Source organism: Propionispora hippei DSM 15287, from assembly GCF_900141835.1.
In the GTDB taxonomy this organism is placed as follows: Bacteria; Bacillota; Negativicutes; order Propionisporales; family Propionisporaceae; genus Propionispora; species Propionispora hippei.
Map to the genome: position 1 here is coordinate 19,689 of NZ_FQZD01000044.1, position 8,125 is coordinate 27,813.

Below are 8,125 nucleotides of genomic sequence, written 5' to 3' on the forward strand. Positions count from 1 at the left end.
TTATGTAATATATGCAGAAAGTAGCAGTAGTGAAAGCCGGTTGCTACGGTGTACCATATAGGCGAACAAGCCATGTCAAAATTGCTCACCCAATTAGACGGCATAAAGGGTATCTACTGCGGGTATTAGTGAAGCTGAACAGGTTGTCTTAACTAATCTTTTGCAGGAATCACCGGTACCAAAAGAAATGAATCATACTTCCCGCCGGCATAAACCCAATGAGTTCCTTTGTTCACTGTTTCCATGTGTTCATAACGCACTTTCCGGCTGGGCGAGCTAGTTTCTGTAATGATCTCGCTACCTTTAACGATCAGCACCAGACTTTCACCCGCTTTAAACAGTGTGCTTGAAGGCAGGATTTCAATTTCCACTGGAACTATCTCACCTTTCGTTAGCTTCAAGGATCGTGTGTGCTTCAACCATGGCTGGTAAGGAGTAGATTTTTCCGTATCCAGTTCCCGATGGGAAACCCGTAACCATCCAGTGGCTACTTGACCGTTTTCAATATGATTAAAGTCAGGCAGGTACACTTCATGACCTCTTCTATCGTACTTTTTAATGCCGATAAAGATATCCATATCCTCGGTATCGTCAGTAGAGACCCAAAGCTTAAGCTTCATATATCCGGTGAGTTCGGTGTCCTCTTTATAGGTGATCTTAAACTTTAGCTCATTATTCTCTGTTTGGTCTGAATCAGCTTTATAGGACAGTTTTATTTCATCTTTGGGTGATTTATCCTGCAGCGACATTTTTTCGCCGTCAAGATAAAGCTGGATGTAATTTGTTCGGGCTATCGGCCATTCATTCTCAAAGTGGATCTGTCCTAGGTAGAATTTCTCTCTAACTTCGAGGCATACTCGTGGAGTAGCTCGCCAATCATTCTCAATACCCTTCAGGAAATAATCAAAAAATGATTTCTGACGTTCCAGTGATTCTCTTGCATAGTAGGTTTCCCACTCCTTGCGACCATGGACTAGCAGCCATTTGTCTTTGGAGGAAGACTGCTTAAAACCCTCAAAGGTGCCCCGGTTATGCAAGCCCTGGGTGGACCAGCTGGCGCAAGCAAGCATTGGCACTTTGATATCGGCTAAACTTACCTGTCTGTTCTTCCAGTAGTCATCAAGCAACGGATGTGCTTTTTGTCCCTCCGTCAAATCTTCCATTTCTTTATTATTAGGCCACCTTGCTAAAAGACCATCCGCCCAAAACCGGAAGAAACCCGTGTCGGGTATTCCTCCATGAAATGCAATTTCCCTATACATATCATTAAGCCCTTCCCAAGGAATCATCGCCTTTAGGTGTGGAGGGTTTAAAGATGCCACCCACCATTGGGTAACTGCCAGATATGATACGCCGTTTGTTCCCACATTGCCGTTGCTCCATTCCTGAACGCCGGCCCATTCGATGATTTCATAATAGTCCTCGGCTTCAAGGCGAGACCAGGGATAAAGCCCACCTTCCGATTTTGAGCTTCCCCGTAAGGCAACTTTGATCAACACATAGTCGTTTGGCACCCAGAAGCCGGGGTCCGGCGATTCTTCCGCAGTAAATTCAGATGCCGGGATAGTGCCTAAGGTCGGCCAGGTAGGACGAAATGAAGGAAAACGGGCTTTAACATCTTTCCCATATACATCAGCTGACATGACCACCGGGAACTTTCCCGGCTTGCCGGGGCGAAAAATATCCACATAGAGTGTGATACCATCCCGCAGTGTAACAGGAACATCCTTCTCTAAAATCATCTCTTGATTACCGTAATGCACGGTACCCACTACTATGTTGTTCAATCCCGGTTTAATGTCATAAAAATCCGTTGGCTTTAGGTCAGGGCGCCCCAAGAATTTGTTCATTTCACATATACTCCCTTTTTGCGAAGAGTGATTGCCGGAGTTGATTAGCCTTTAGCTTAAAGCAGTATATCCCCCTGTTAAATTTGTTATTCAGGCCCACCTTAAGCAGACAAGACCGTAGATCTTATTCTTCGGTATAAGGAATACTAGTGTGAGATCATGGCTAATTGCTGCTTAATATAGTCACATTGAGCGGATTTCTATCTACGAGACGTTTGAAACTATATTTTGGATAACCAACCATAACTGCTCCGGTGATTGACTTGTGTTCTGGGATTTTCAATAAATCCAGCAGGGGAGGATAGTTTGAAAAAGCGCACATTTCGAAAAGGCCCGCCCATGCAGAACCAAGCCCCAAAGTACTAGCAAACAATTCCAAATAAGAAATTGATAAAATTGTATTTTCGCGACCATTTTTAAAATCTTTTGGTGCGGTTGCTACGATGAGGGTAGGAGCGGAATGCATAATTCCGTCAATACCAAGTTCCTTATAAGCACGTATATGTATAGGAAAGCTCCACCAATGCGATTGATTCTCTTCCATCCATTCAATTACTATTTGGGTTGTCTTTTGGAGTATTTCTGCATCGTCAATAATAATATATGAAATGCCCTGTTTATTACTAGCTGTAGGAGCAAAGCGTGCGATATCCAGTAATTTCAGTTGTAAGTCACGTGGAATCTTTTGATTCTTATAACAACGAATGGAACGACGTGACCGGATGAACTGATATGCACTATTGCTATCAATGACTGGAGAGTTTTCCAAAGGAAGTTGATCTGATAAGGGCGTTTTGTTATTATCCATGGCTGTATTTGGACATATGGCAACACAGTGCCCACAGGCTATACATGATGTAGGGTTAGAAAGGACTGGCCCATTCTCTTTCATTTGAATAATTCTAGGTGGACATATATTCACCCAAATTCCACATTTAGTACACTTTTTTGAATCCACATGGATTAATTCCAATAGGTTCACTCCCTAATTACCAATAATTTGTATTTCATGATAATAATAAAATGGTATGAGTGAAATAGCAAGTACACACTTATAAGTATGATACTAACTATTTACATACTGTAATTGATCATAGAATTATAATAAAGTTTGTATGAGTATGCTTTTGTCAAAAAAACAGCCTCCTTTGTTTAAGATTATGCAGGTTTGCCAACTGCATAATCTTAAACAAAGAAGGCGTATCCAGATTCTTTTAATACTTTTCTTGACTTTAGTTAGCTGGACTCTTGTATTCTTTCTCGATTTTGAGTCTTTGGGAAGGGCTTAGGCTTGAGGTGATTTTTTTAACTATATTTTTTTAAAATCAATATGTCCTTGTTCGACGTCCGTGTGTACCAGCTTTACTCTGACTCTGTGTCCGACAGCCTCACCGATAAAGTGGTCAGCAAGTTTTCCTTCGACAGGTGGATGAAGTAGACGAACCCAGGTTCCTTTTTCGGAGGAGCCGGTAACGAAGGCATCAAATTTTTCGCCGATTCGGGATTGCAATAGTATGGCTGCGGCCGATTTGCCAACCTGCCGTTCCACTTTCTGCGCTACATTTTCGGCCTCGGTACAATGTCTGGCCAGCAGTTTCAGTTCATCAAGCTGATACGGAACCGGGCTGTTCGCTAAGGCTGCTTTTAGCAACCGTTGCGTAATTAAGTCCGGATACCTGCGATTGGGAGCTGTGGAATGGGCATAATCCCTGACTGCTAAACCAAAGTGCCCGGCCGATTTCTCACCGGGGACTTCGACAACATATTCGCCGGCGCCTAACAATTTAATAATACTGAGGGAAAGATCAGGAAAACGAAGCGGATCAGCCTTTTGTTGTGCTGCCAGGAATACCGCTAACGCCTTTGAATCAGCTTGTTTGGGTAAATCAAAATTATGGTGCAAAGCAATTTCGACAATGCGTTCCCATTTTTTTGGTGTGCGCACGACACGCCGTAGTGACGGGAATTTTTTCGCTTCCAGGTAGCGGGCCGTAACACCGTTAGCCGCAATCATAAAATCCTCAATCAGTTCTTTGGCACTATTTCGTTTTTCGGCTTCTAAATCCTTGATTTCGTCAATATCAAAGACAGGACGGGCTTCTATGGTTTCAAAATCCAGAGCACCGTGCATATGGCGGAGCGCTTTTAACTTTTGCGCCACTTGATGCTGTATTCGGATATTTTCTGCTAGTTCGGGTATCGTAGCAACAGCGGGCGGCATGGATGCCGCACCGTCCAGCCAGGCGGCAACGCTGTTGTAGGCCAGCTTTGCATGGTTTCGAACCATGGCTCTGTAAATATCTGAGCTAAGTATAGTACCATTTCCGGCGAGAACGATTTCCACAACGATTGCCAGCCGGTCTGAATCAACATTGAGCGAGGTAAGATCATAGGAGAGTTTCTCAGGCAGCATAGGGAATATTTGGGCAGCTGTATAAATAGAAGTGGTATTATGTTGGGCATGCTCATCGATGGCGGAGGACTTCTTTACTAAAGCATCCACATCGGCGATCGCCACGAGAATTTTTACTGCTTCCCCGGGCTGCATGATGGCAACGGTAAGCTGGTCCAGGTCGTTGGAATCATCATTATCTATGGAACACCATAATAGATCTCTAAGATCGCGTATTGATGCTTCCAGCTTAGGCGTATTTTCGCCAAGTTTGATTAATTCGTCAATAACCTGAGTAGAAAAGTCCGGGAAAAGACCTCTTTCGATCATCACCTGATGGGCAATTCGCTGCAAACGGGAACGATGGTGTTTGTCAATGTTATTACTCACTTTGTCCTCCTCATAACTCTGTTTATTCTCATTGATTGATTGCCGGGTCAAGCCAGGTTTGTTAGCTGTTAAGAGTCTGTCTGGATTAGCATTTCTGGTTCAGAAACGGTTTTTCCTGCAGACGGCACGTCAATAACAAGTATAATCAACTGCGAATATTTACATTCTTGAGATGGACAGAATATTTTGTTACGTGTATCATGAAATTGTGAAGACTCATAATAGTTGGATTGTTTTTTAACGATATAAAATCAATTTTGACGAATAGGAAGAAGGTATAACATGATTAGATTTGGTACAGACGGTTGGCGGGGAATCATTAGCGAGGATTTTACTTTTCATAATGTCCGTCTTGTTGCTCAGGCCATAGCTGATTATATAATAGACCGCAATGAACAGCGGCAGGGCATAGTGGTCGGTTATGATGCCCGTTTTCTTTCGCGGCAGTATGCGGAAAACTGCGCGGCGGTATTGGCTGCCAAAGGTGTCACGGTATGGCTGGCTGATGCGATACTTCCCACTCCGGCGCTCACCTGGCAGGTAAAAGACCGTCAGGCCGCTGGCGGCATTATGATTACCGCCAGCCACAACCCGCCTGAATATAACGGACTTAAATTTAAGGCGCCGTACGGCGGGTCGGCTTCGCCGGAAATCGTAGCTGCCATAGAGAAATACGTACATAAGCTGGAAGCGGCCAACAGTGAGCAGCCTCCAATCGCCGATTTGTCTGGTGTTCAGTATTTTTCTCCCCAAACGGAATATCTTGCCCATGTTAAAGCCGTGCTGGATTTAAAAACAATATATTCCTTTAAGGAGCCGATCGTATTTGACTGCATGCATGGCGCTGGCAGCGGCTATGCTGTGGCACTGGCCCGTGAGCTGGGCATCAATCTCAAAGAAGTACGTTCAGAATATAACCCTTCCTTTGGGGGCGTCAACCCGGAACCCATTGAAAAGAATTTGCGGTTCCTTCAGGAAGCAGTAACTCGTAACCATGCTTATAGCGGCCTGGCTGTGGATGGGGACAGTGACAGGATCGGCGCGGTAGATGAGAATGGGCGGTTCATCAATGCACACCAGATTATAGCATTGCTGGCCAAGTATCTTATCGAGAAGCGTGGCTGGAGCGGTGGCTTGGTGGAATCGCTCCGTGCATCAGGATTGATTAAAAGTGTGGCTGAAAAATATGGGCGCAAGCTCTATGAGACTCCCGTCGGTTTCAAATTCATTACGGAAGTAATGCTTAAAGAGGATGTTCTTATTGGCGGAGAAGAGGGCGGCGGTCTCGGAATCAAGAATTATATTCCTGAACGTGATGGACTGCTGCTTGCTTTCTTGCTCATAGAAATGATGGCTGCCTATGGTAAACCGTTAGGGAAGCTGCTTGATGAACTGTCCCTTGAACATGGTTGGTTCTATTATGGCCGTAGGGATTTGCATTTAGCCGACAGGCAGAAGAAAGCACTGATGGAGAGCTTAGCGCTAACGCCGCCTGCGTCGATTGGTACCAGCAAAGTACTGTCTGTGCAATGTACCGATGGCTGTAAGCTGGAACTTGAAAACGGCTGGTTGATTTTCCGGGCATCGGGGACCGAGCCCATTATCCGTATCTACGCAGAATTATCAACCAGTGTTGAGCTGGAAAATGTACTTGCCGGGGCTATAGAATTGGCTCAGTCCATGTAATGCGTTAGCAGCATTCGGTCATGTGACACGCCTTTATATTTCATTTTGAAATAATAAAGGCGTGTCACAAATCAACAGCTCTGTTTATGTAAATAAAAGATTACAAATCCGCAGGAGTAAATGATCTACTGTTAATATTATTTTCGACCCCTTTAGCCATTACTTCAATTGTTTGTATTGACATTTATCTCTCCCCTTTATTAGTATAGTCCCTTGCTTTGTAAATTACCTGATATAACTTGCATACTTCAAAATAAAGTAGCTTTGCACTACTTGCCAACGAAGTAATGTTTATTTGGAGATTCAGTATAATTAAAAATATAAAGGTTAGCCTAACAGTGAATTTCCTGTTAGGCTATCTGTTGTGTGATTCTACGGTTCGTTTATTGATAGTATTTTAAATATACCATAAACTAAATTTGTGAGGAGATATAGTGAGTAATTGCATATCTGAAAAATGAAAAGGGTGAAAAGAGATGAAAATAACAGCGTTTAATGGAAGTCCCCGCGCAGAGCAGAGTACCACCAATATTATCGTTCAGAAATTTTTAGAAGGTGCTAAATTAGCAGGTGCGGAAGTGGATAATGTATTTTTGATTAATAAAAATATTAATCATTGTACAGGATGTTTTTCATGTTGGTTTAAAACGCCAGGACAATGTGTTTTTAATGATGATATGAAAGAGCTGCTTGAAAAGTATATGTCATCAGATATCATTTGCTTTGCCACGCCTGTTTACAGTTGGAATATGACTGCTGCTCTGAAAAATTTTGTAGATCGCCTCATTCCTTTAAGACATCCTGTAACGACAAAGAATGATGGTCATTATGATATGGAGCTTAGAGTAAAGTTCCCCGAGGCAATTGTCATTTCAAATTGTGGCTTTCCAGGAGTAAAAAATTTTGAAACTATAAAAGAAGTCTTCAAGTCTTGTAATCCAGCATTAGAGATTTATAGGAATTGTGGTACTTTGCTAAGAACTCGCGACCCTGAAATAAAAACTGTCGTAGATGAATATTTAGAATATGTAAAAAAGGCTGGTTTTGAGCTTGTTACCAGCAATCAAGTATCTGACAATACGAAATGTAAACTTCAAATGGAAATTAGTAGTCCTGAAGAGTACGTGAAAATGATGAATATATAAGAATTGATTTGATAAATAAAGAGGCTGTAGGGTTAGACTTTTACATCGACATTATTGGTAATAGTCTTATCTAATTTTAAGCTATAATCTACAGCTTCTTGTGAACAAACATCGAAAGACGCAAGGACGGTGGATGTGTTTTGGAGGAAGGATTTATTGAAAAACATAGTAAGACAGCACCACCGTCCCCTGTCTTTTTCTTGTACCAGGAGGAAATGGAAACAAGATTGCAAGGTAGCGCGTAAAATTTTGTGTAAAGTCCAAATGTCAGGATAAGGTCGAGAGCTGAATTACAGAGTAATCTTTGGGTGTATCCCTGATTTTGTGTAAACTCCAAATAGCATAAAAAAGAGCAATATTTTTTAAGAGGGCAAAACAGTCAGATAGGCTGATTGCCCCTCTGTTAGCATTATACGAAAACTAGCCCGGCTGTCAAGCTAGTCCAGCCGGTCGGCAAAGAATATTTCTAATTGGGAATGGATTTGTCCCCAATCTTTACGTCGCCCCGTCCACTTTTTAGTAATATCAATCATAGCCAGGTACAACATTTTTAACAAGCTGTCATCAGTAGGAAATACGGATTTTGCCTTAGTCACTTTGCGCAGCTGACGATTGAAATTCTCAATCGCATTCGTTGTATAAATGAGTGTTCTCACTTCTTG

6 protein-coding genes are annotated in these 8,125 nt (G+C 42.6%); 2 read left to right on the top strand and 4 right to left on the bottom strand.

Annotated elements, in window-relative coordinates; translation table 11 throughout:
* Window positions 1-152 precede the first annotated feature (152 nt).
* The 3 genes from F3H20_RS17305 to F3H20_RS17315 all read right to left on the bottom strand — a co-directional run bounded on the left by F3H20_RS17305 (window position 153) and on the right by F3H20_RS17315 (window position 4,632).
* A complete protein-coding gene (locus tag F3H20_RS17305) occupies window positions 153-1,850 on the bottom strand; it encodes a CocE/NonD family hydrolase (RefSeq protein WP_149736114.1) in 1,698 nt (565 codons plus the stop codon).
* A gap of 163 nt (window positions 1,851-2,013) precedes the next feature.
* Window positions 2,014-2,823: a nitroreductase family protein gene (locus F3H20_RS17310; protein ID WP_149736115.1), complete on the bottom strand. Its 810-nt coding sequence runs from the start codon at window positions 2,821-2,823 to the stop codon at window positions 2,014-2,016.
* A gap of 336 nt (window positions 2,824-3,159) precedes the next feature.
* A complete protein-coding gene (locus F3H20_RS17315) occupies window positions 3,160-4,632 on the bottom strand; it encodes an RNB domain-containing ribonuclease (protein WP_149736116.1) in 1,473 nt (490 codons plus the stop codon).
* A gap of 282 nt (window positions 4,633-4,914) precedes the next feature.
* Between F3H20_RS17315 and F3H20_RS17320 the strand changes: the two genes are divergently transcribed.
* Both F3H20_RS17320 and F3H20_RS17325 read left to right on the top strand, forming a co-directional pair.
* Complete coding sequence (locus F3H20_RS17320) at window positions 4,915-6,318, top strand: phosphoglucomutase/phosphomannomutase family protein (protein WP_149736117.1); 1,404 nt, start codon at window positions 4,915-4,917, stop codon at window positions 6,316-6,318.
* Window positions 6,319-6,794: 476 nt separating this feature from the next.
* Window positions 6,795-7,463 (top strand): flavodoxin family protein, encoded by a 669-nt coding sequence (locus F3H20_RS17325; protein ID WP_149736118.1) that lies wholly within the window; start codon window positions 6,795-6,797, stop codon window positions 7,461-7,463.
* 437 nt (window positions 7,464-7,900) lie between these two features.
* Here F3H20_RS17325 and F3H20_RS17330 read toward each other — a convergent pair.
* Window positions 7,901-8,125: transposase (locus tag F3H20_RS17330; RefSeq protein WP_149736119.1), on the bottom strand; the 225-nt coding region annotated here is incomplete at its 5' end.